Source organism: Thermosipho melanesiensis BI429, assembly GCF_000016905.1.
GTDB classification, from domain to species: Bacteria; Thermotogota; Thermotogae; order Thermotogales; family Fervidobacteriaceae; genus Thermosipho; species Thermosipho melanesiensis.
In genome coordinates, this window is record NC_009616.1 from 805,145 (window position 1) to 828,971 (window position 23,827).

The window sequence follows — 23,827 nt, forward strand, 5'->3', positions numbered from 1 at the left end:
GGAGGGGAATATGTCAAGGATAGAGGATGTAGCAAAAAAAGCAGGGGTATCTATAGCCACAGTTTCAAGGGTAATCAATAATTCTGGGAACGTTTCTGAAAAAACAAAAATGAAAGTTTGGAAAGCCATAAAAGAATTAAATTACAAACCAAAAATACTTGCTTCTGCTCTTGCAAGGCACAAAGAAAAATTTTATGTGGGAATTTGCAAAAGTAACAGGTTAATAAAGATGGAAAAGGAAAAAACATCTCCCGAATTTTATTCGGTAATACTGGAAGCTTTGGAAGAGGTGGGAAAAACATATGGAATAAAGTTTGAAAAAATGGATATACAAAAACCAGAAAAATGCGACGGATATATATTAGTTGGTGGTGATTCCACCAAAGAAATTATTAATTTTTACAGAGAACTGGAAAAACCATTTTTATTACTTGATCATTATATTCCTGGAGAAAAAATAGATTGCATAGTTACAAATGGTTACGATGGTGCTTACTTTGTTACAAATTATTTAATCAAAAAGGGGTTCAAAAAGATATACCATATACATGGTCCGTTGTATTCATATGGCTTCAAAAGTCGCTTTGAAGGTTATAGAAATGCAATGGAGGATGCCAATTTAATTCCAAGATTTTTTGAATACGACGATGTTAATGATAATATGTCTGAGGTAATTAACAGTATAGATATCCCAGAGGCGATATTCGCATCAAATGATATCACAGCCATGAGGATTATAAGGGAATTAAGGAAAAGAAATATAAGAGTACCTGAAGATGTGTCCGTTATAGGGTTTGATGATATTTTAAGTGCAAAAGATTTTGATCCTCCACTTACCACTTTAAAAGTATTTAAAGATGAAATGGGGTCACTTGCAGCCAAAAGAATATATGAGCTTTTAGTTGGACACGATGTTCATCCTATTTTAATATCTCTTTTTACAAAATTTATTAAAAGAAAAAGTTCTATATAAAGGGGGGGTTTTTATGGAACTCAAGCTTGAACGTCATCAAAGAAATCCTTTACTTGCACCAAACCCAAATCACCTTTGGGAAAGTAAATTTGTGTTTAATCCCGCTGTAGTACACGATGGAGAATTATTTCATATGTTATACAGAGCCCAAGGTGAAGATATGGTATCAAGACTTGGTTATGCGGTAAGTGTTGATGGAATAAACTGGAATAGGTTTGAAAAACCTGTTTTTTCTCCTGCATCTCAGGAAGAATTGTACGGAGTTGAAGATCCCAGAATTACATATTTAGAAGGATATTATTATATAAATTACACAGCATATTCTCCCACGGGAATAAAAGTTGCAATGGCTCGTACCAAAAACTTTATAACATACGAAAGATTCGGAACCATACTACCAGAAAGCCCCAATAAAGATGCTGCACTATTTCCGGAAAAAATTAACGGAAAATACGTCCTTTTACACAGAATAGAACCAGATATATGGCTAGCTTTCTCATATGACTTAATTCACTGGAAAGATTATGTAAAAATTGCATCACCGAGAAAATCTCATTGGGATAATTTAAAAATAGGAGCAGGAGCACCTCCAATAAAAACGGAATATGGTTGGCTTCTTTTATACCATGGAGTAGAAAAAGCTCCGAGAAACATTTACAGACTTGGATTTATTGTACTTGATCTTAATGATCCCACAAAAGTCATAAAACGTTCTGAAGAACCAATCTTAGAACCAAAAGAGGATTGGGAGATATTTGGTGGAGTTCCAAATGTTGTATTTTCTGATGCAATGGTTAGGTATAAAGATAAATATTATGTTTACTATGGAGCAGCAGATAACTATATAGCCCTTGCAACAATTGAGGTAGAAAAAGTTTACAAATGGATAAGGGGATAAATGTATGTTTAAAGTAGCAATAGTTGGTGCTGGAAGCGCCGTTTTTTCATTGAGAATTATTAGTGATTTTACTAAAATCACTGAATTTAAAGATGTTGAAATCTATCTAATGGATATTGATGAAACAAGATTAAATTCAACATTTATACTTGCAAATAAATTAAATGAAGAAATGGGCTCAAAATTAAAATTTAAAACCACTACAAACCTTGAGGAAGCAATTGATGGAGCAATGTTTGTAATTAATACAGCAATGGCAGGAGGACATGATTATTTAGAAAAAGTTAGAAAAATAGGGGAAAAATGGGGATACTATAGAGGAATTGATACGCAAGAGTTCAACATGGTGTCAGATTATTACACAATATCAAATTTCAATCAACTGGATTTATTTTTAAAAGTCGCAAGATTGGTTGAAGAAAAGGGAGAAAAAGGGGCATGGTTGCTTCAAGCGGCAAATCCTGTATTTGAAGGAACAACATTGATTTTAAGAAATGTGTCTATAAACATGGTGGGGTTTTGCCACGGACACTATGGCATACATTATTTAGCAGAAACAATAGGATTGGAAATGAATAAAGTAGATTGGCAAGTTGCAGGTGTTAATCATGGAATATGGTTAAACAGATTTTTGTATAATGGTAAAAACGCTTATGAAATATTAGATGAATGGATAAAAAATAATGTTTACGAACCAAGACATCCATTCGATGACCAACTCTCAAAAGTTGCGATAGATATGTATAAATTTTACGGACAAATGCCAATTGGAGATACAGTGAGAAATTCTTCTTGGAAATACCACTATAACCTAGAAACAAAGAAAAAATGGTATGGAAAATTTGGTGGTGCAGACTCTGAAATAGGTTGGAAATGGTATCAAGATAATCTAAAGGCCATTACCGAAACAATAAACAAACTTGCATATTTTGTTTCTCAAAATTCCAATATTAAATTGTTGGATTACAACCTTTACAAAGATTATTTGAATATTGAAATCTTCAAGGAAGAAATTGAAAGAATTATTGACACCGAAAAACTAAGTGGAGAACAACACGTTCCATTTATAGATTCAATAGTTAACAATAAAAGACAAAGATTTGTTGTAAACATATTAAATAATGGAGTCATAGAAGGAATAGATAATGATGTTGCAGTTGAAATTCCCGCATGGGTTGATTCTTCTGGAATACATTCTGAAGAAATTACACCAAAACTATCAGAAAGAGTAATTAAATACTACTTAAGGCCAAGAATTATGAGGATGGAACTGGCATCAGAAGCTTTCTTATCTGGAGATATCAAGCTTTTAAAAGAAATTCTCTTTAGGGATCCAAGAACAAAATCTGAAGAGCAGGTGGAAGGAGTATTAAATGAGATAATGAATTTACCAGAAAATGAAAAAATGAGGAAGCATTACATTTTATGACGAGTTTGTAAAACAATTAACTAGCTTTTATCACAATCAATTATCTCCACCTTGTAAGAGGTGGAATTTCTTTATTTTATTCTTCATTGATTTATATTTTGTATCATATTATAATTATATTACTATATGGTCATATATTCTTATTAAGGTGAAAAAATGATTGAAGTAATTGAAATTATAAAACTTTTTTCAAATGAAACACGGGCAAGAATATTATTTTTACTCTCAAATTCAGAACTTTGTAATTGTGATATTGAAAATATCCTTAACATAAAGCAATCCAATATTTCAAAACATCTTTCAAAACATCTTAAACAAGCTGAATTTTTGAAATTAGTTAATAAAAGAAAAAATTCCTATTGAACTTATTATTCTTTATAATTTGGAAAGGTATTAAAAAAATCCAGGCCGATGTGAAAGAGGGTAAAAGGGTGAAAAAGAAAATGAAATTTTTTGAAAAGTATCTAAGTGTTTGGGTTGCACTTTGTATACTAGGTGGAGTTTTACTTGGCAAAATCCTACCACAAGTTCCAAAGACTTTAAGCAAATGGGAATATGCAAATGTATCAATTCCAATAGCAGTTTTTATTTGGCTAATGATTTATCCCATGATGTTAAAAATAGATTCCTCAAGTATTAAGAACGTAGGAAGAAATCCTAAGGGATTAATAATCACTTTAGTTGTAAATTGGTTAATTAAACCTTTTACAATGTATTTCATAGCTTATTTCTTTTTGGAAATATAATCGGTTCTGAAATAGCATCTAAATACGTTGCTGGAGCAGTTTTGCTTGGAGCTGCTTTATGTATAGTTGTGGTATTTGTTTGAAGTTATTTAACAAATGGAGATCCATTATATACTCTGGTTCAGGTTGCAATAAACGATCTTACTATATTATTCGCTTTTGCTCCTATAGTTTCTTTTCTTTTGAAAGTGGAAAATATTTCCGTACCTTTTAATACACTTTTGTTCTCCATATTTATTTTTGTTCTTATTCCATTAATAGCTGCAATTATCACAAGGCAACAAGTTATCAAGAAAAAAGGTAAAAATTATTTTGAAAGAAAATTTATACCCAATTTTTCAACAATTTCTATTATTGGTCTACTTCTTACACTAGTACTACTTTTCTCATTCCAAGGTAAAACAATTGAAAAAAATTTCGTCCATATCTTACTTATTTCAGTTCCTCTGATAATTCAAACTTTTTTATTTTCTTTATTGGTTATTTTTGGGCATATTTTTGGAAAGTTCCTCATTCAATTGCAGCTCCAGCTGCTATGATAGGTGCAAGTAATTTTTTCGAACTTGCTGTTGCAATTTCATTATTTGGTTTAAATTCAAAAGCAGCACTAGCAACTGTTGTTGGTGTACTGGTAGAGGTTCCCATTATGCTTACCTTAGTGAAAATTGCAAATGCAACTAGAAAAAAACTTGTGAAGGAAGGTGTAAGTATATGAAAAAAATAGCGTTTATTTCAGATATCCATTCAAATCTTGAAGCATTGGAAAGCGTGCTAAAAGATATAGAAAAAGAAAATGTCGATCAAACATATTGTCTAGGCGATCTAGTTGGGTACGGCCCAAATCCAAATGAGATAATTGAACTCATTAGAAAAAAAAATATTATTACAGTTATGGGAAATTACGACGATGCAGTAGGTTATGAAAAAGAAAGCTGTGGTTGCTCATATAATCCAGGTAGGGAAACTGAAGTAGGTGATGAATCACTTTCATGGACAATTAAAAATACAACAAAAGAAAACAAAAATTTCCTAAAATTACTACTAAAAAAATTGGTAATTGAAATAGAAGATGTAAAGATTTTACTTGTACATGGAAGTCCATTAAATTACTTACTTGAATATGTAAAACCAGAAACAAACTCCGAAAGGTTAAAAATAATTGCAAAATCAATTGATGAAGATATAGTAATAAATGGGCATACTCATTTAATGATGGCAAAACATTTACTTGGAAAAACTATTCTAAATCCCGGAAGTGTGGGAAGAACGAAAGATGGAAAGCCTGGAGCTACGTATTTAATATTAGAAGTAGATAAAGATGTTTTTAGTTATAGATTCAAATTTGTTGAGTACAATATAAAGAAAACAATTGAGAAAATAATAAAAGTTGGTCTTCCAGTTGAACTTGCCACAGTGCTTGCACTTGGTAAAACTCTTGACATGGGAAAAGCAAAAAATAAAACTAATGATATAGGTTCATTTAAGGTTTAAGTTCTTTCAAAAAAACTATCCAACTCTTTATATGTAATTTTTAAAAACAAAGGTCTTCCATGGGGACAGGTTGTAAGTCCTCTTTTTAATACCTCTTCAACTAATTGTTTCGCTTCACTTTCTAAGATATCATAACCCGTCTTCACCGCTTTTTTACAAGCTTTATCTGCTATTATATGTTTCATACTTTTTGGATTTTCTCCCAGAATTCTGTATTCATCCAATATTTCCATTAAAACTTCCACAACATCAGAAGGTTTAATAAAAGACGGTATTGATAGAACAATTATCTTTTCTTTATCTATCTTAATATTAAACCCAAATCGTTTAAAATCTTCCTTTCTTCCTTCTGCTATCTGCAAAAAACTTTTCCCAATCTTTATTTCAATGGGTATCATTAAATCTAATCTTTCAACCTTTTCATCTAATTGTTTAATAATATTATCGTACAATATCCTTTCATGAGCGGCATGAAAATCCATAATATATATTCCATCATTAGATTCAAATAACACATACCTTTTTTTTAACACAACAATATCTCTTTTTACTTCTAATTGCTTTTTTTCCACATTAAACAACATATTCTTTTCTATATTAGTTTGAAAGGGCTTACTTTTGGGTCCATAAGCATAATTTAATTTATTCTCATTAACTGTATTTTGCTCCTTTTTAACAAATATCTTTTTTGAAACAAATTTTTTTATTCCTTCTCTAACTGTTCTTGTAATATCAGAATAAATTACATTGGGATTAGAAAATTTTACTTCCAATTTCTGTGGATGCACGTTAACATCTACAAACCTAGGTGGAACCTCTATAAATAAAACACCATATGGATGTTTTAAGAGTGCTTCTCCATATCCCGTTTCAAAAATATAGTAAAGCATTTTATCTATAACAAACCTTTTTTGGACAAAAAATATCTGCCCAGTACGATTATTTCTATAATAACTTGGTGAAGATATAATCCCCTTTACATACTTTCCTGAAACTTCTGTAAATTCTCTGACTTCTGGAAATATTAACCTAAACCTATCTTCTAGATTACCTTTAACTGCATTGTATACAACTTCACCATCAGACTTTAAAACAATTTCCACATCGGGATTTCCAAGTAGAAATTTCTCAACATATTCCACCACATATCTTTTTTCCACATTATCTGACTTTAAAAATTTTCTACGTGCAGGAACGTTGAAAAACAGGTCATATACCTCAACAATTGTTCCTTTTTCACTAGTTGGATATTCTTTTATATCCTTTATCTTTCCACCTATTACTTCTAATCTATTTGATTCTTTACCATCATTGGAAGTAATCACTAATTTACTCACTTTCGAAATAGAAGAAAGTGCTTCTCCTCTAAATCCAAAAGAGTACAAGTTATATATATCTTCAAAATCTTCTATCTTACTAGTTGTATGCTCTTCAATAGAAAGGAGAAGGTCGTCTCTTGACATACCTTCTCCATTATCTTTCACTTTTATATAACTTTTTCCTCCATTCAAAATTTCAATTTCTATCTTTGTTGCGCTTGCATCCAATGCATTTTCAACCAATTCCTTTACAACCGAAAATGGCCCTGCAACGGCCTCTCCAGCAGCAATACGTGAAACTACATTTTTATCCAGTTTCTTTATTTTTCCCATTTAAAACACCTTAGACTCAAATGGTTTTAACTTTATTCCTTCAAATTCCTCCTTATGGCCAGCTACATTATGATAAACCCTGAACGCCTTGTTTCCATTGGTTACTGTGTATGCTACAACAAATTCGCTTGTTTTTAAATCTTCAATCCATGAGTTTGTTAACCAACTATTTTCTTTTCTAAATCTTATCCAACCCTTTACTGTATTTAATAAACTATCTTCTCTTTTTAATTGTTCCTCAACAGATACTCCCGTAAATGCACGGTTAAAACCCACAGATTTCCAAAGTGTCTGACCATCACCTGAAAGTGAAGCATACCATGGCATAGGTTCTATAACACTTTCGGTAAAATATGGATCGTATATACCTTTCATTCCAATTTCATCACCGTAGTATATAAATGGAATGCCAGGAGTTGTAAGAAGCATCGCAAAAAATACTTTTCTTTGTTCTTGTGATGTTATTGCAGAAGCTAATCTTGTCATATCGTGATTTCCCGAAAAATTGGAAGGAATATATAAATTTCTATTATCCGTAAGTGTTCTAGAAAAACAATCCCATATCTTGTGTGTGTATCCGTTAGTTATAGATTCCCTTAAAGCCTCAGTAAAGTAAAAATTAAAAGAACAACCTATAACCTTCGCATATTCCATAACTATCTCTGGATCATCCCACACCTCAGTCACGGCAAATACATCTTCTTTTATATTCCTTGCCTTTTCCATTACCTTTTTCCAAAATTGTATATTCTTTTCATGGTTGTAAGAAAATCTTTTTTTATCTAAATCATAATCATAAATATGTTTTGCAGCATCAAATCTAAATCCATCGACTCCCAAGTTAAGCCAGAACTCTATTATTTTTAGTGCTTCCTCTATAACTTCCTCATTTTCATAATTTAAATCAGGCGAAGAACCTCCAAAGACACCATAATACCATTCTCCCTTGTATGGATGCCATATAACTTCTTCGTCCCAAGGTCTTTTCTCGTTTAAATCCACATCTTTATCTGCCCATAAAAAATAATCTTTGTACTTTCTATCACCTTCTAAAGCAGCTTTAAACCAAGGATGTCTAGAAGATACGTGATTTAAAGGTAAATCAATAGCAATCCTTATCCCATTTTCATGTAAAACATTAACCATCTCTTTAAACTCTTTTTGTGTTCCATAAGATAAATTTGTATCGTAAAAATCGATAATGTCATATCCATGGTAACTTGGCGCTTTAAAATGCGGCATAATCCAAATAAGGTCAACTCCCAAATCTTTCAAATAAGAAACAGAATTTGTAATCCCTTTAAAATCACCTATTCCATCCTCATTTGAATCGTAAAAAGAGCGGATATAAATTTCATAACCTATCATCTTACTCCTCCTTAAAAACTTCAAATTTTAATGTATCACCAATATCAATTATACCGTAAGTTTCCATGGCTGTCCCTGGATTTATGAAACGCTTTCCATGGAAAAACCTATCCTCAGGAACATGACTATGTCCAAATAATACAACATTAACATCTTCACTAAACCAATTTACAATCCTTTCAGGAATTCCCACATGTGAACCACTACCATGGGTAAGTCCAATTACAAATTTCCCAATCTTTACCACACGTTGTGGTGGTAAATACCCCTTTACATCATATTCATCCATATTCCCCGAAACAGCGAAAAAACTTCTATTTAACGATTGAAGAAAAAGAACAGTTTCTAAATCAACAAAATCTCCCAAAGCAAAAACGCCATCACATACTTTTGCAAGTTCAATTATCTTCGGATGAATTTCCCTATTTCGAGTGGGAATATGCAAATCAGAAATTACTAAAAACTTCACACAATCCACTCCCTATATAGTTATTCCCCTTACAAATTGATCTATATTTTTCTGAACATCTGAAACATAAGATATATTCTTAAAATCAATATCTTTTTTTATTACCTCACTTAACACATCAACCGCTTCTTTACTTAGTACACCCTTTTTAGCTGTTTCATAAGTTATTTCAAAAGCTTTTTCTTTTGAAAACCCTTCTCTGTAAGGCCTATCTTCCAAAAGTGCAGAAAAATAATCTGCAACCTGCAAAATCTTATCTTCAAAGCTAAAATCATCTTCTTTTAACTTCAACGGATATCCTGAACCATCTATTCTTTCCTGATGCCTTACAGCAGGTTTAAACCAATTTTTATCCGAATAATTTCTCAAAATTATCATAGAATAATACACATGTTTTTTCATTATTTTCATTTCGTTATCATTCAATTTCCCTTTTTTTTCTAAAATACTTACCGGTGTAGTAATTTTCCCAATGTCATGAAACAATCCCGCTAAAAATAAATTTTCATCATCCAAAGAAGCAATCTTAGCCATTTCACGAGCAACAGTTGCCACTCTCCAAGAATGATCTTTTGTAAACTTGCTTTTAGTATCAACAATAAAAGAGATCAAAATTCCTATATCAACAAAATTTCTTTCAGCGGTTTCTATCATAAATTCTTCTATTAACTCTTCTTTTAATACTCTATTTTTTATATCATCCAACATCCAAATTACAAATTCTTTTTTTATGCAATTTATTGCTGCATCGAATACTTTTTCAAAAAAACGGTTTTTTATAGACAAAATGGGAAAAAATAGATCTTCAAAATCAACATTTTCGTTTATAAAATGATACTTAGATATTTCTTCCGAAATTGATATAATATTAGCATAAATATCGCTTTCTACCCTTTCATCTAAAAATTTTGGAACAGCATGGTGTTTCAAAATAATATCAGAATATTCTTTTAAAAATTCTATTTGGCTAATAATAAAGCTTCCAATAATAGTATGCATCCTTGTAAGTTCATCCAAACTTGATACATCATGCATAACTAAATACGAGGAATTAATGTCATCTAACACAAATCCCTCATGAGGAACCAAAACTCCTATATCATGCAAATATCCAGCAATAAAAGCTTTTTTGTAATCAAGCAACAATTCCCTAGCAATTTCCGAAGAGAGAAAGGCAACTTGAAGAGAATGAACTCCAAAATTTGGAATTAAATTTATTGTGTTAAAAAGTATTCTCATTCTTTACTCCCTTTTTACCCCTTTGTCCCTGTACATTCTAAGGTCGGCTATATGGAGTATTTCCCATAAACTATCTCCTTCATCTGGAAAAATAGCATATCCACAAGAAATACCTATGTTTATCCTCTTTCCTTCAATTATTATATCATATTTTTTTATAATTTCTTTAACTCTATTTAATATTGTATCAACTTTATCCACATTTTTCGTAATAATTATAAATTCATCCCCACCATACCGTGCTATCTCATCTTCGTTTTTTAAAACATTCTTCATACGTTTTGCCACTATTTTTATTACTTTATCACCGAACTTATGACCATAATTATCATTTACCTCTTTAAACTTATCTAAATCACAAAATATGACTCCTACCCTATTTTTATTTTCCTCAAAGAATTCCTCTATAAAATGTCTATTTTTTAATCCTGTTAATTGGTCAATATACTTTTGATAAAATAATTCCCTAAGCTGCTTAAAATCCGAAGAAAATCTTGAAAAATTCTCTTGAAATTTATCCAAAAATAGTTTTTCTTTAAATGTAAGTTTTTTTGTTCTAAAGTAATCCAAATTTAAAACTCCATATATCTTTGAATCAAAAAATAGTGGAACTCCTATCCAAGAAGTAATTTTTAAGTTTGGAAACCACGCACTTGTCTTTGAAACATCTTTTACATATTTCCATTTTTTTGTTTTCATAACAACGTTGTAAAGAGCAAACGGTTGGTTAGACAATTTTTTTTCGATACTTTTAATATCGTATTTATTGTAAAAATTAGATAAAACAACATATTTTGGTCTATCTTCTTCCACCTCTAGAACAGACCATGCGTCAAATTTTAAAAATGGCTGAGTCTTAGTCATAAGTTTATGAAAAAACTCATTTACCTTTCCATTTTTTAAAACTTCTACACTAGTTTCCAAAATAATTTTAGCTGTTAAAAGATCGGAATACTTTAAAAAATAATTAAACAACATCCCCCTCCAACATTTCAACCAACAATTTTTCGGAAAACTTTTCCTTTAACTCCTTTGCTTTTGATTTACCAATGCCCGGAATCTTTATCAAATCCGAGATCGAATACTCCCCTACTCTTTTCTTTACCTCAACAGCAGTTAAAGAACGTAAACCATAATCAACCACGTAAACATCAGATTTCTTTGTTATTTCTCCAATTACTCCAACTAATATGGGATACGTACCCAACGGTCTTGCAAAAGTTATATTTCCTTCTCTATATTCTGGTATAACTCCCCTAATAACGGTACCTTTTGGAAATACCTTTCTCAACATCTTATTATCTATATTGTTCCTTATTAAATACTTATAATGATTAAATAATTTTTTATTGACCTTAATCTTTTTTCTTTGACTTAAAAACCAAAGAGGTGTATTGGGAACTACATATATCTGCCTAAGATTAATTCTTCTAACAAGCATATCCTTTTCAAGGTATTCTCTCAACTTTTTATACAATATCTCATATGACCTTTTTGTTTCTCCATATAGTCCAAATACAAAGTTTAGTCCAGGCAACAATTTTGGTACTCCATCTATTCTTTTTCCGCCTATTTCATTTACAAGCTTAACAGCAAAATCTATATCTTTAACACTACCTTGGATATTGTTTTTCTTTCTTACAACCTCATCAAAACTCTCTACTCCAAATGACAGAATATCTCCCGGTGTATTATACCTTACTATCATTTCAATAGCTTTAGCGCTTTCTGGATAATATTTTGCAATAAACCCGGGATTTGCATTATCCGTATGTAATACCTCAAGGTCTGGAGCTACACTCCTAATTCCATTGTACAACTCATTTATTAATATAACATTAACATTAGATGAATTTTTATCAAATCCATATGCAAGTATATTCGCACTTCTTCCTAATCTAAACGCCTTTATTCCTTCCTTATATAGGGTTTCCACTTCATCTACTATATCCTTAACAGGTCTACTTGAAAAGAAGGGATGTAAAATGGGTTCACTACAAAACGTACAATATGTTTTTCTTTCACAACCTGTTGACACTTCAACTTCACAAATAACATCTGGATATCTAGGATGTTGTTTTACAATTGATGCTCCTTTTATAGAAACAACTCTAATTATTTGGTAATCTACTTTTTCAAATGCATACTCCAAAAAATCAACAGTCATATCATCTGCTTCAACATTTTCTGCAAACTCAACAATTGCACCTGTTAAAATTCTAAAAGGTTTTTTATTTAATGTGAATATTTTTTTTATCTCATCTACCGTAATAGGTGTTCCACCTATATACTTTCCAGGTACAGTAACAGAAGATAATATCACCAAAACGTTGTAATCATTAAAATCTTTCCATTTATTTTTTTGTCTTATTTGGTCTATCGTAATATACGAAACATCAAATCCTTTTAATAACAAAGTACCCGCTATATAGCGGGCATACGTACTAATATATGGTGGAACACCTAAAACCGCAGGTTCATCAACATAACCGTCAATTAAGATTGCCGATTTCATTTTCTATTTCCTCTCGCGTACTTTTACTTGCTTTTTTTATAGTCAAGTAAAAATCATTTATTTTGTAAGTTCCTTTTTTCTTTGAAAGAAGTAATATGACCTCTTCACCATTTTTATCAACTGCATAAATCTCCAAGTCATCTTCTAAAACCTTTGGTGAAAACCACAAAAAGTTGTCCAATATATTGTATATCTTTAATGGAATATCGCTTTTATTAATCAACTGAAAGGTTGATAAAACCTTTTCAAATGTCAAGTTTGATGGTAAATACACAAAATGCATTTCAGTTAAAATATCGTTAAACTTTCTAATTATTTTTTTTATCATACCATCTTTTTTTTCCGCTTTTATCGTAAACAACTTTTCAGAAATCGTTATTTCTCCATCAAAATCTTCTGATATTTTGTGTGTATACAGATACTTGTAAAATATATCTTCTAGATCGTTTATAGGAGGTGAAAGTTTTAAAGTTCTATTAGTTCCTATATAATACTTTCCCTCAAACTTTACCCACGTTACCTTTTTTGGAACTTTTACAAAGACTATCTTATTTCCATCTTCACAAAATACTTCTTCATATCTTACAATCTGTAATTGGTCTTTGTAATATTCAAAAATTAACCTAAATGCATGATAAGACTGAGAAAATAAAAAAATCGGAGTGATTAATAAAGTAGCATATAAAAATTTTTTCACTGTTTCACCTTCTCAAAATCCATCACTTACTAAAGTTATATTGTATATGGATTCAAAATCTTCTATAGTACTATTAATATGTGTTTGATTATCTGCAAAAAGCTCAGTTTTTGGTTTGTCAAAATTCAATAGGAAAAGTGAAGAAACAACACCAATACTTAACACTAAGATCAAAACTTTTCCAAGATTTGATATCTTTTTTCTTTTTTGAATAATCTTAATTACCTTTTCTTCTAATATCTCTCCTGGTTTATAACAGGTTGTATGTTTTAAAGCATTCAAAATTTTTTCGTACTTTTCATCAGTCATACTATACCTTCCTCCTTAAGTATCTTTTGGAATAATTTTCTTGCATTGTGAAGTCTACTTTTTACAGTGCCCTCTGGAATATTTAAAATATCAGCTATTTCCTGGTAGGACAGCTCATCGATATCCCTAAGTTTTATTAAAACTCTATCTCTTTCTGGCAACTTCTCTAGTGCTTTATTTATTTTTTCATATAATATCTCTGATTCCACTTCTTTTTGTACATCTGTCTCTTTGTCCGGAATATCCACTTCTATATCTTCTGTATCATCTGTTTCCACACTAAATACCTTTTCGTTTTTCTTTTTGTATTTTTCATAATATGTATTACAGACATTCATAGTTATCCTATATATCCAAGTAGATAAAGAAGAATTTCCCTTAAATTTTTTAATCCCTTTAAATACCCTAAACATAACCTCTTGAACTATATCATCTACATCGTCAGTTCCAAAATAAGTCTTTGCAAAAGAACCAATTTTCGGTGCAAAATCTCTATATAGCCTCCTATAAGCCCACTCATCACCTTTTTTGAGGGCTTTTATAAACTTTTTTTCGTTTTTCCAACTAATTTGACCATCTTCATTCATTTTATGTTCTAAAGAGCTCAAGTTCTTCACCACCAATTATCTTTCTAAATTCAAGTGCATTAAGTAGTGCGTATCCGTTGTAGCAATTGTTAAAATATATATATTTTTCTCCTTTAAATTCTTTTATCTCATTGTATATAGTTAAAAGTTCTTCCCTTTTATACTTGTAATTATACCTTGTCTTAGCATTTGATTCAAACCATTTTGTGTTTCTTCCATGAAGTCGGACGTATAACCTTTTATTTGCATTCATTTGAAAAGGATAAAAATCTTTTAGTTTTGGTTGATCTATTGTTATTATTTCAAAATCATCTGTTTTGAAGTCTTTCCATGAAACATGTCTAAATTCAACAAATAGATTGTTTATCTTTTTAGAAAGTTTATACAAAAACATTTCGTTATCTTTATTTCTTTTAAATGAAAATGGAAATTGAGCAAGATACCCAACAAGTCTTTTTTCTTTTTCAATTTCCTTTGTTGCTTTTAGAAAATTTTCTACGTAATCTATTTCCCTTTCATGGGTTATGCCACCAAACAATTTGACGGAAAAAAGAAAATTGTTGGGGGTATTTCTAAGAAGCGATACTATACTCTTATACGATGGCATTCGGTAGAATGTGTAGTTAAGTTCAACTGTGTTGAACCGGTATTTCCAAACATAGAACCTTAACATATTACTTTTCTTTATATTGTTTGGATAAACCTTTCCTATCCAATCGTCAAATTGAAAACCACTTGTTCCAATGTAGGTCATTTTTCAACACCATACTCAAGATGTTCTACTAGATGGAAAGGAATATCATCAATAAAACTTTTTCCTCGTCTTAATATATAATCATTTCCGTAAAATATTCTTGATGAACCTCCCACACTGTGTATTATGTACAAATAATCTTTAGCCCTTGTAATAGCTACATAAAAAAGCCTTTCTTCTTCATCTAGGTTGTTTTCTCTAAAGCTCATAATATGTGGAAAATCGCCAGGATTAACACTTAGTATGAATACCACTTTCCATTCTAACCCTTTTGCCTGATGAACAGTTGTAAGTGTTACTTTTTCCTTTTCAGAGTTTTCGCTTTCTATTTCGTAGCTTTCACTTACCAGTATATCATTTAAGAATAATTCTGGTATTTTGTAAAATGTTGCCATCTCTATTAATCTTTCGATATCCTCTTTTCTTTCTCTATAATCTTCAAATTTTTCTTCCATCTTTTTGTTGTAAAAGTTTATGTAAAAGAGTTTTATCCTTTCGCCTGGGTTTTGTATATCAATTGCTTCTTTTATTGTGTCTCTTAATATGTGGAAATCTTTGCTTTTTTCCTTTATCTCATTGAATGCGTCATATCCATGTTTTGATAGTTTTTCGGCATAATTTTCTGCCTTTATATTTCCAATTCCAGTTGCGAGTTTTAATATTCTTATCCAAGAGATTTTTTCTTCAAAATTTACCGTTGTCTTTAGAAATGCAAGACAATCCTTTACGTGCGCTGTTTCGGTAAAACGTAATCCAGAATAGAGTTTGAATGGGATGTTGTGTTTTGAAAGTGCTAATTGTAGTTCGAGGGAATGGGCATGTGCTCGATACAGGACAGCTATTTCATTTAAGGATATACCGTTGTGTTGGAAGTTTAGTATTTCATTTGCTACAAAGTCTGCTTCATCGTAGTGATCAAAGACTTGAACAAGAAATGGCTTTATTCCCGTTGTTCTTGTTGCTTTAAGTTTCTTTTTTATTGACTTTTTGGGGAGCATTTCATTTATAAAATTAACTATTTCTTGTGAGCTTCTATAGTTTGTTTGTATTTTAAACGTAGTAGCTTCTTTTTGAAAATCTATTACATTTTCAAAACGAGCTCCCCTAAAGGAATAAATACTTTGTGCATCATCTCCTACTACCATTAGGTTTTTGTGTACTGTGGATAAAAGTTCTACGATTTTGAATTGTACAATGTTTGTGTCTTGAAATTCATCTACCAGTATCCATTTGTATTTTTCCGATTCTTTTAGTCTTATTGCTTTGTTAGTTGACAATATTTGTAATGTGTGTATCAGTAGATCATCGTAATCAACGGCATTTTGATTTTGTTTTTCTTGTTGGTACCTGACCAATATTTGTTCTATTGTATGTTCTTGTTCTAAATATCTTGGGTTGTATTTTACAATTGCTTCTCTAAGGGATGTAAGTGTATTGTTCATGTATGAAGCGATGGAAAGTAGTTGTTTTGCCGTTGGGATAGTTTTTCTTTCTGATTTTGGTATGAGTTGGCTTCTTGTGCTTTCCATAAGATCTTTTGCATCTTCGCTGTCCAGTATGGTAAAATTTGATTTTAATCCTATTAGTCTACCATATCGCCTTAAGAATAAGTTACATACATGGTGAAAGGTACCTGCTGTTATTCCGTTTAGATTTGATTTTGAGACTACTTTTGCGCGTTGAAGCATTTCCCTTGCTGCGGCTTTTGTGAATGTTACGAGCATTATTTCGTTTGGTTTTATTCCAGAATCTATTAGATGTGCTATCTTGTAAGTTATTACCCTTGTTTTTCCGCTTCCTGGACCTGCAATTACAAGTGTTTTCCCGCTTGATTCTACAACCGCTTTATATTGTTCTTCATCAAGTTTGAGCTTTAAGTCTTCTATCATAGTTTCATCCTTTCTTTTTTAATATTTCTAATAGTAATAATAATATGAGGTTTAAAAGTGGAAAGTTGTGAGTTTAGATATTTGGTAAAGTCCTTTGAATATTTAATTTTTTTGCTTTCCATTTTTTTAACTGATAACTAACCAGGAGTTGGTTATATGTGTAAAAGATATTTAAAGTAGCTATTTTTTGTGGAAAGTTTTCCAAAAAGCCTTTTAAAATGGGATATTTTTAAATTTATTGTTTTTTTCATGGTAAGAAACATAGTGTTTTGGAAAGCAAAATTCTTACCACGTGGTTAGAAATCAATATATAGTACTAATATATTTCCAAAGTACAATATATAGTATGGTAACTTTCCAATAAACTTTCCAATTAAAGTAATATTACATTTTTTTCCAAATACGCCTTTGCAAGTGTGAGCATTTGTCCCCAACCAAATGCACAACCATACCTTATGTCTATTTCATCTAGTGTTTTTATCAACGTATGATCTATAATGCTTATCCAAGTTCCACCTTCTATATTTTCCTGAAATTTCATTGTAACCTTTGATCGAAATCCATCTTCGTATTCATACCACCAAAATTCCCATAGTTTATATGGTATTATTTCCACGGTATATCCTTTGTCAGTTACTACTTCCTTTGTTAACCTTTCCCATCTAAAAAATATTTCTCCACCATCCTTTAGTTCCATTTTCATACCATCTGTAAACCATGGATCCCATCCATTTTTATTTACAAACGTATTCCATACTTTTTTCAAAGGTGCATCTATGTACTCTATAAATTTCATAGGTGTTAGTTTTAACATTATTTTACCCCTTTCTAATTGATAAAAGAATTCCAAGGGCTATTGAAAGCATAGCAGCTGTAAGTACTCTATATTGAGATGGCAGAAGAAAAGTAAATGTATGAGCAGGTATCCAAAAAAATGGAATGGTTTTTAACACGACAAATCCTACGTATTTGTTCCAATCAATGGTATTTACAACATCGGATAGCTTAATAGAAAGTATTTTTGAAATTTTCCCATCTCCCAGGTCTATAAATGTATCTGTTATCCTATGAAAAGCCATAAAAGTAGGTGCAAAAATAAGGTTCATAAGTATACTGGTAAAAAATGCGTGGACAAACTTACCGTTCCCTGGAAGAAGATCTTTTTCCATTACCACATATGTGCCACTTGCAAATAATTCAAATACGAGTACAAAACACATTCCGAGAAATCCCCAAACAATAAATCTATATACTATTCCTTTTGGAATGATATATCTTCTCTTTTGAAGTCTAATGGATAAAATTTCACCCATGGTTGCAAGTACAGAAACCTTTAAAAACCCCATTAGATATGGATGTGTTTTATTTAATGATATGTAGATATCATGTGTGGGTTTAAATATAAGTAAAAATACAATAAAAAGAAATGTTGATATCCATATTATGTCTCCTTTTTTCATTTTCATACCTCCTTATGTATCTCTTTCAATTAATTCAGGTTTAAAAACAGCGGTGTGTTTTTTACGAACGTACCCTTTAATTTTTTTTAGTAATATTTCACCTGCGGTTCTTCCCATTTCTTTTATTGGTTGTTTAATTGTGGTTATGTTTAATATATTTGAAAGTGTTAGATTATCAAATCCACATAGGTAGAAGTCTTCTTTCGGTTCAAACCCCTTTACCCGTGCAAATTCAATGACCGGGAATGCAAAGTAATCTGTTGTTGTAAATATTAGTGCTTTTTTTGCTATGGTAAATATTGTTTTTGCAGTTTTAAATGCATCTAACCAATCGAGTTCTATTTCAAATATTTTTTTTACTTTTCTACCTTTTCTTTCAATTGATTCTATAAATCCATTTACCCTTTCTTCGAAGACTGTACTTTCAAGTTTTGATTTTCTGCTATGGGTTATTACAAAAAGCTCACCATCAAAATTTGAAAGGTAGTCTCCTGCAATCATACCACCGTAAAAATTATCCACAATTACAGAGTCGTATTTTTCTGAATCAAATTCTACTGAAACCACTGGCATATTTTTTGGTATGTATTGTTTAAGCAACTTATCCACATTTAGTGCATCTACTATTAACCCATCTGTTCCCAATACAAAATCTGAGCTTTCCCTTACAAATCTGTACCTGTTTTCGCTGTAAAGAGGATATACAAAAGATGTATATCCTTCTTTTTCAAATACTTCGTCTATTCCAGAAAGAAGGAGTTGATGAAATTCTCCAACCATTTGTGGGAAGATGGTGGTGATGATCTTTGTATGACCACTTGATAATCTCCTTGCATGTGGATTTGGCATATACCCCAATTCTTCTATAATCTTTAATACGTGTTCTTTTGTTTTTGGATTTACATGTGGACTGTTGTTTATAACCCTTGAAACAGTTCCAACCCCTACTCCTGCTTTTCTAGCAACGTCTTTTATGGTAACAGTCTTTTTTTTCATGATAAAATCCTCCTCAATAAATTAAATGCGTTTAGTGCAGATTTTTCCCTTATTATTTCTCTATTACCTCTAAAGAAAAATTTTTCTACCAGATAGTAATCATTTTCTCTTTTATATGCACATATCCAAACTGTTCCAACGGGTTTCTCTTTCGTTCCACCTGTAGGGCCAGCGATACCTGATACGGCAACAGCATAATCTGTATCTAGAAAATAACTTACTTCCTTTGCCATTTCCATAACGCATTCTTTACTAACTGCTCCATATTTTTGGATAGTGTTTTTGTTTACATTTAATACTTTTTCTTTTACTTTGTTTGAATATGCAACAATTGCGCCTTTAAAGACTTTTGAAATACCGGGTATACTAACAAATTTTGCTGAAATAAGTCCACCTGTACAAGATTCAGCAAAAGATACAGATTTTCCTTCTAACTTTTTAAAAACGACTTCTTCAATAGTTTCATTGTCAAGAGCGTAAATGTGGTCTGAAAGTTTTTCTTTTAGTAACTTTACTATTTCATCTACTTTTTCTTTTTTACCGGTAAACCTTAGCTCTACCCCTGAAATATGACTTGCTAGAGTTGCCACATTTACGTCCTTGTATTTGTAAATTATGTCTTTGTATTTTTCCACTAAAATAGCTTCTGGGATTCCTAAAGTTTTTATTCTTTTTTGATAAATTTTTTCAAATTTTTCTAAAAACTTTAATGATTCTTCGAAAATGGGTTTCATTTCAACAGGTGGACCTGGCAAGATTATTATTTGTTTTTCACCGATTTGTAAAATTTGTCCTGGAGCAGTTCCAACTGGATTTTCTATTATCCTTGCACCGTTTATTACCCATGCTTGTTTTTCTATGTTTTTTGGTATTTCACTATGGAATTCTTTAACTTTTTTCAAAATGGAATTGTATAGTTTTTCATTAAAAATTAGTTCTTTTCCAACAGTTTTGGAAATTGCCTCTCTAGTTAAGTCATCTTCTGTGGGGCCAAGTCCCCCTGTTGTAATTAACAGATCAGCTTTTTTTAATGAATCTCTAATTTCTTCCACCAATATTTCTAAATCATCAGGCAAGGTATTAATTGCAACGGTTTTGTAGCCAATTTCTAAAAGCTTTTTTGATATGTATTTTGAGTTTGTATCTATGATAATTCCTTCAACTAATTCGTTCCCAATTGCCAAAATTATAGATTTTTTCACAAAAATTCACCTCTTTTGATTTTTTTGGAACGTTTCCAAATATATGATACCACAAAAAATTTAAAGCTGTAACTTTAAAGAAACACGAAATATAACAAAAAATAGTAAAATTTTACTAAAAGGAGGGATAACATGCCTCAAAAGTTTATTGTTGTCACAGGTGGGGTTTTAAGTGGAATAGGGAAAGGGATTTTTTCAGCATCCCTTGCAAGACTTTTAAAAGATAGTGGAATAAATGTAAGTATATTAAAAATTGACCCATATCTTAATGTTGATGCAGGTACAATGAATCCAAACCAACACGGAGAGGTTTTTGTTACAGAAGACGGGTATGAAGCTGATCTCGACTTGGGACATTACGAAAGATTTTTGGGAATAAATGTTTCGAGAAAAAATAATATAACGGCGGGACAGATATATTTTTCAGTAATTCAAAGAGAAAGAGATGGAAAGTATTTAGGCTCTACTGTTCAAATAGTTCCACATGTTACATCTGAGATAAAAGATAGGATAAAGTCAATGGATGGAGATCTTTTGGTAATCGAGATAGGAGGTACAGTAGGAGATATAGAAGGTGAAGTATTTTTAGAAGCCGTAAGAGAACTTGCATTTGAGGTTGGGAGAGAAAACTTTCATTTTGTCCATGTAACTTATGTTCCTTATTTAAGGACCACAAATGAGTTTAAGACAAAACCTACACAGCAATCTGTACAGCTTTTAAGGAGAATAGGTATCCATCCAGATACTATAGTAGTTAGAACGGAAATGCCTATAGACGCAAATAGTTTATTTAAAGTAGCACTTTTTAGCGGTGTTCCGAAAAATCGAGTAATCAATTTACCCGATGTTTCTAACGTTTATGAGGTTCCCGACGTATTACATTCTTTAGGCATTCATAGATTAATATCTGAGAAATTGGGGTTAAATATTTATGATAAATTTTCGTGGAGTTATCCAAAGTCATTTGAACTTTTGAAGATAGGAATTGTTGGGAAATACTTAGGAACCGATGATGCGTACAAGAGCATAATTGAGTCTGTTTACCTTTCAGGAGCACAAAAACCAGTGGTAATCGATGCACAAGAATTAGAAGACATGACAGAGGAGCAGGTAAAAGATTATTTAGATGATTTTGATGCATTAATAATCCCCGGTGGATTTGGAAGAAGGGGAATTGAAGGAAAGATAAAGGCAATAAAGTATGCACGAGAAAATAGAAAACCAATACTTGGAATATGTCTTGGAATGCAACTTATGGCCATTGAATTTGCAAGGAATGTTGGAGGATATAAAGGGGCAAATTCAACGGAGTTTGATGCAGATACACCTTATCCTGTGGTTAACATGATGGAATCTCAAAAGGAGATTTTAAAACTTGGAGGTACAATGAGACTTGGAGCTCAAAAAACCAATATTTTGAAAAATACACTTTTAAGCAAAATATATGAAGACCAGGAAGTAGTCTATGAAAGACATAGACATAGATATGAGGTGGATGCAGAGGCGTTTTCCGATATCTTTAAAAAACCAGGTGAGGAAGGATATAAACTAACAATTTCTGCAGTATCTGATTTTGTTGAAGCAGTAGAATTGGATGATCATCCATTTTTCTTGGGAGTGCAATATCACCCAGAGTATAGATCAAAAGTTGGAAATCCACATCCAATATTTAAATGGTTGGTAAAAGCTGCAGGAGGAAATGTTAGATGATAGATTATCATGTTCACAGTAATTTTTCTGCAGATTCACAATCAAAAATTGATGAAATATTGTTTTTTGCAAAGAATTTAAATATTATAATCACGGATCATTACGAAGTAGTTGCAGAAGATGAGAAATTTAAGTTTAATGTTGATGTTTATATAGAAGAAATGAAAAAGAGAGAATTACCTGTTGGAGTCGAATTTGGCTGGGATGGAAAAAGCAAAATAGATATAGAGTTAAAAAAATTTGATTTTGTTATTCTTTCAAACCATCTTGTATATAAGGAAGAAAGTACACAGAAAGCATATGAAAAATATTTAATAGATCTGTATGATTTTGTAGACAAAATAGATGATTTTCACGTGCTTGGTCACCTTGACTTTCCAAGGAGGTTTTCAAAAAATAACGAACCTTTTTCAAAAGAACTTTACCTAATAATTGAGGATATCTTTAAATTGATTTTAGAAAAGGGAAAGACTATAGAGGTAAATGCAGCTGGGATTTTTAGGTATGGAGAACCAAATCCTTCAATTGATATTTTAAAGATTTTTAAGCGTATTGGAGGGAAATATGTTACAATAGGTTCTGATGCACATAAGATAGAGGATATTGGAAGGGGAATTGGTAAGGTGATAGACATTCTAAAAGAAGTGGGGATACATTATTTGATGGTGTATAATGAGGGAAAATATCTTTTAAAAAATATAAAGGAGGAGATAGTATGATTAGTGCAAAGCTTGTCAAGGAGTTAAGAGATAGAACAGGTGCAGGAATGATGGAATGTAAAAAAGCATTGGAAGAAGCGAACGGAGATATTGAAAAAGCCATTGAAGTTTTGAGAAAAAGAGGTATAGCAAAGGCCGCAAAGAAAGCATCAAGGGAAACCGGCGAGGGAATTATTGCTTCATATGTCCACTTTAACAAGAAAATAGGTGTATTGGTAGAATTAAATTGTGAAACTGACTTTGTTGCAAGAACAGAGGAATTTCAAGAACTTGGCAACAAGATAGCAATGCATGTTGCTGCAATGTCCCCAAGATGGGTAAAAAGAGAGGATGTCCCACAAGAGGTTATAGAAAAAGAAAAGGAAATTTATAGAGAACAGCTTAAGGATTCTGGAAAACCAGAACACGTTATCGAAAAGATAATTGAAGGAAAACTTAACAAGTTTTTTGAAGAAAATTGTTTGTACGAACAAAAGTTTGCATTTGACGAAGAAAAAATGGTTGAAGATATGATTAAAGAAGCTATTGCAAAGATTGGGGAAAATATAAAAGTTTCAAGATTTGTCAAATTTACAGTTGGTGAGTAATTAAAAAAATTGTTATGTAGTTTTATCAGCAGAGGTGATATAAATAAAAAACATGGCTTCGGTACAATACCGAAGCTATGTTTTTTATCTTAACCTAATACAAGTATAATATGTATTCTTCCATTGATTACTAAGTA

General features: G+C 31.3%; 26 protein-coding genes. 11 read left to right on the top strand and 15 right to left on the bottom strand.

All coding sequences use genetic code 11. The features are described 5' to 3' along the window. Positions 1-10: 10 nt before the first annotated feature. The 8 genes from TMEL_RS04005 (at position 11) to TMEL_RS04030 (ending at position 5,537) form a co-directional block, all read left to right on the top strand. Complete coding sequence (locus tag TMEL_RS04005) at positions 11-973, top strand: LacI family DNA-binding transcriptional regulator (RefSeq protein ID WP_012056987.1); 963 nt, start codon at positions 11-13, stop codon at positions 971-973. 13 nt (positions 974-986) lie between these two features. Then, on the top strand, positions 987-1,871 hold the full coding sequence (locus tag TMEL_RS04010; protein ID WP_012056988.1) for a glycoside hydrolase family 130 protein: 885 nt from the start codon (positions 987-989) through the stop codon (positions 1,869-1,871). 4 nt (positions 1,872-1,875) lie between these two features. Beyond that, a complete protein-coding gene (aglA, locus tag TMEL_RS04015) occupies positions 1,876-3,300 on the top strand; it encodes an alpha-glucosidase AglA (protein WP_012056989.1) in 1,425 nt (474 codons plus the stop codon). A gap of 156 nt (positions 3,301-3,456) precedes the next feature. Next, positions 3,457-3,663 carry an ArsR/SmtB family transcription factor gene (locus TMEL_RS04020; RefSeq protein ID WP_012056990.1) on the top strand — a complete coding sequence of 69 codons (207 nt, stop codon included), beginning with the start codon at positions 3,457-3,459 and terminating at the stop codon, positions 3,661-3,663. Between the two features lie 68 nt (positions 3,664-3,731). After that, positions 3,732-4,046, top strand: coding sequence for an arsenic resistance protein (locus TMEL_RS10745; protein ID WP_269194884.1), 315 nt, complete (start codon positions 3,732-3,734; stop codon positions 4,044-4,046). 131 nt (positions 4,047-4,177) lie between these two features. Continuing rightward, positions 4,178-4,585 carry an arsenic resistance protein gene (locus TMEL_RS10750; RefSeq protein WP_307777297.1) on the top strand — a complete coding sequence of 136 codons (408 nt, stop codon included), beginning with the start codon at positions 4,178-4,180 and terminating at the stop codon, positions 4,583-4,585. Continuing rightward, a complete protein-coding gene (locus TMEL_RS10755) occupies positions 4,582-4,761 on the top strand; it encodes a hypothetical protein (protein WP_269194885.1) in 180 nt (59 codons plus the stop codon). Before TMEL_RS10750 ends, TMEL_RS10755 begins: the two co-directional genes overlap by 4 nt. Beyond that, positions 4,758-5,537 carry a metallophosphoesterase family protein gene (locus tag TMEL_RS04030; RefSeq protein ID WP_012056991.1) on the top strand — a complete coding sequence of 260 codons (780 nt, stop codon included), beginning with the start codon at positions 4,758-4,760 and terminating at the stop codon, positions 5,535-5,537. Before TMEL_RS10755 ends, TMEL_RS04030 begins: the two co-directional genes overlap by 4 nt. On the opposite strand, the gene mutL is transcribed toward TMEL_RS04030, so the two are convergent. The 15 genes from mutL to TMEL_RS04105 form a co-directional block, all read right to left on the bottom strand. Beyond that, positions 5,534-7,189, bottom strand: a complete 1,656-nt coding sequence (mutL, locus tag TMEL_RS04035; protein WP_012056992.1) for a DNA mismatch repair endonuclease MutL — start codon at positions 7,187-7,189, stop codon at positions 5,534-5,536. The two genes, TMEL_RS04030 and mutL, sit on opposite strands and share 4 nt — an antisense overlap. Further along, positions 7,190-8,557, bottom strand: a complete 1,368-nt coding sequence (locus TMEL_RS04040) for an alpha-amylase family glycosyl hydrolase (protein ID WP_012056993.1) — start codon at positions 8,555-8,557, stop codon at positions 7,190-7,192. Position 8,558: 1 nt separating this feature from the next. After that, positions 8,559-9,026, bottom strand: a complete 468-nt coding sequence (locus TMEL_RS04045; protein ID WP_012056994.1) for a metallophosphoesterase family protein — start codon at positions 9,024-9,026, stop codon at positions 8,559-8,561. 12 nt (positions 9,027-9,038) lie between these two features. Beyond that, entirely contained in the window at positions 9,039-10,265 is a 1,227-nt protein-coding gene (locus TMEL_RS04050; protein ID WP_012056995.1) for an HD domain-containing protein, read from the bottom strand. Positions 10,266-10,268: 3 nt separating this feature from the next. Next, positions 10,269-11,240 carry a sensor domain-containing diguanylate cyclase gene (locus tag TMEL_RS04055; RefSeq protein WP_012056996.1) on the bottom strand — a complete coding sequence of 324 codons (972 nt, stop codon included), beginning with the start codon at positions 11,238-11,240 and terminating at the stop codon, positions 10,269-10,271. Further along, positions 11,233-12,780 (bottom strand): radical SAM protein, encoded by a 1,548-nt coding sequence (locus tag TMEL_RS04060; RefSeq protein ID WP_012056997.1) that lies wholly within the window; start codon positions 12,778-12,780, stop codon positions 11,233-11,235. The genes TMEL_RS04055 and TMEL_RS04060 overlap by 8 nt, the downstream gene beginning before the upstream one ends. Next, positions 12,758-13,477 (bottom strand): hypothetical protein, encoded by a 720-nt coding sequence (locus TMEL_RS04065; RefSeq protein WP_012056998.1) that lies wholly within the window; start codon positions 13,475-13,477, stop codon positions 12,758-12,760. The genes TMEL_RS04060 and TMEL_RS04065 overlap by 23 nt, the downstream gene beginning before the upstream one ends. 12 nt (positions 13,478-13,489) lie before the next feature. Beyond that, positions 13,490-13,786, bottom strand: a complete 297-nt coding sequence (locus TMEL_RS04070) for a hypothetical protein (protein ID WP_012056999.1) — start codon at positions 13,784-13,786, stop codon at positions 13,490-13,492. Then, positions 13,783-14,373 (bottom strand): RNA polymerase sigma factor, encoded by a 591-nt coding sequence (locus TMEL_RS04075; protein WP_041426187.1) that lies wholly within the window; start codon positions 14,371-14,373, stop codon positions 13,783-13,785. Before TMEL_RS04075 ends, TMEL_RS04070 begins: the two co-directional genes overlap by 4 nt. A gap of 1 nt (position 14,374) precedes the next feature. Then, complete coding sequence (locus TMEL_RS04080) at positions 14,375-15,127, bottom strand: DUF72 domain-containing protein (RefSeq protein WP_012057001.1); 753 nt, start codon at positions 15,125-15,127, stop codon at positions 14,375-14,377. Beyond that, positions 15,124-17,016, bottom strand: coding sequence for an ATP-dependent helicase (locus tag TMEL_RS04085; protein WP_012057002.1), 1,893 nt, complete (start codon positions 17,014-17,016; stop codon positions 15,124-15,126). Before TMEL_RS04085 ends, TMEL_RS04080 begins: the two co-directional genes overlap by 4 nt. A gap of 373 nt (positions 17,017-17,389) precedes the next feature. Further along, positions 17,390-17,830 (bottom strand): SRPBCC family protein, encoded by a 441-nt coding sequence (locus TMEL_RS04090; protein ID WP_012057003.1) that lies wholly within the window; start codon positions 17,828-17,830, stop codon positions 17,390-17,392. 4 nt (positions 17,831-17,834) lie between these two features. After that, on the bottom strand, positions 17,835-18,476 hold the full coding sequence (locus tag TMEL_RS04095) for a hypothetical protein (RefSeq protein ID WP_012057004.1): 642 nt from the start codon (positions 18,474-18,476) through the stop codon (positions 17,835-17,837). 12 nt (positions 18,477-18,488) lie between these two features. Further along, positions 18,489-19,472, bottom strand: coding sequence for a LacI family DNA-binding transcriptional regulator (locus TMEL_RS04100; RefSeq protein ID WP_012057005.1), 984 nt, complete (start codon positions 19,470-19,472; stop codon positions 18,489-18,491). Then, positions 19,469-20,674, bottom strand: a complete 1,206-nt coding sequence (locus tag TMEL_RS04105; protein WP_012057006.1) for a competence/damage-inducible protein A — start codon at positions 20,672-20,674, stop codon at positions 19,469-19,471. Before TMEL_RS04105 ends, TMEL_RS04100 begins: the two co-directional genes overlap by 4 nt. Positions 20,675-20,806: 132 nt before the next feature. On the opposite strand from TMEL_RS04105, the gene TMEL_RS04110 reads away from it, so the two are divergent. Genes TMEL_RS04110 through tsf form a run of 3 tightly spaced genes read left to right on the top strand, consistent with a single transcriptional unit; the run spans position 20,807 to position 23,690 of the window. Further along, complete coding sequence (locus tag TMEL_RS04110) at positions 20,807-22,384, top strand: CTP synthase (RefSeq protein ID WP_012057007.1); 1,578 nt, start codon at positions 20,807-20,809, stop codon at positions 22,382-22,384. After that, positions 22,381-23,103: a PHP domain-containing protein gene (locus TMEL_RS04115; RefSeq protein ID WP_012057008.1), complete on the top strand. Its 723-nt coding sequence runs from the start codon at positions 22,381-22,383 to the stop codon at positions 23,101-23,103. The genes TMEL_RS04110 and TMEL_RS04115 overlap by 4 nt, the downstream gene beginning before the upstream one ends. Beyond that, positions 23,100-23,690 (top strand): translation elongation factor Ts, encoded by a 591-nt coding sequence (gene tsf / locus TMEL_RS04120; protein ID WP_012057009.1) that lies wholly within the window; start codon positions 23,100-23,102, stop codon positions 23,688-23,690. Before TMEL_RS04115 ends, tsf begins: the two co-directional genes overlap by 4 nt. Positions 23,691-23,827: the final 137 nt, after the last annotated feature.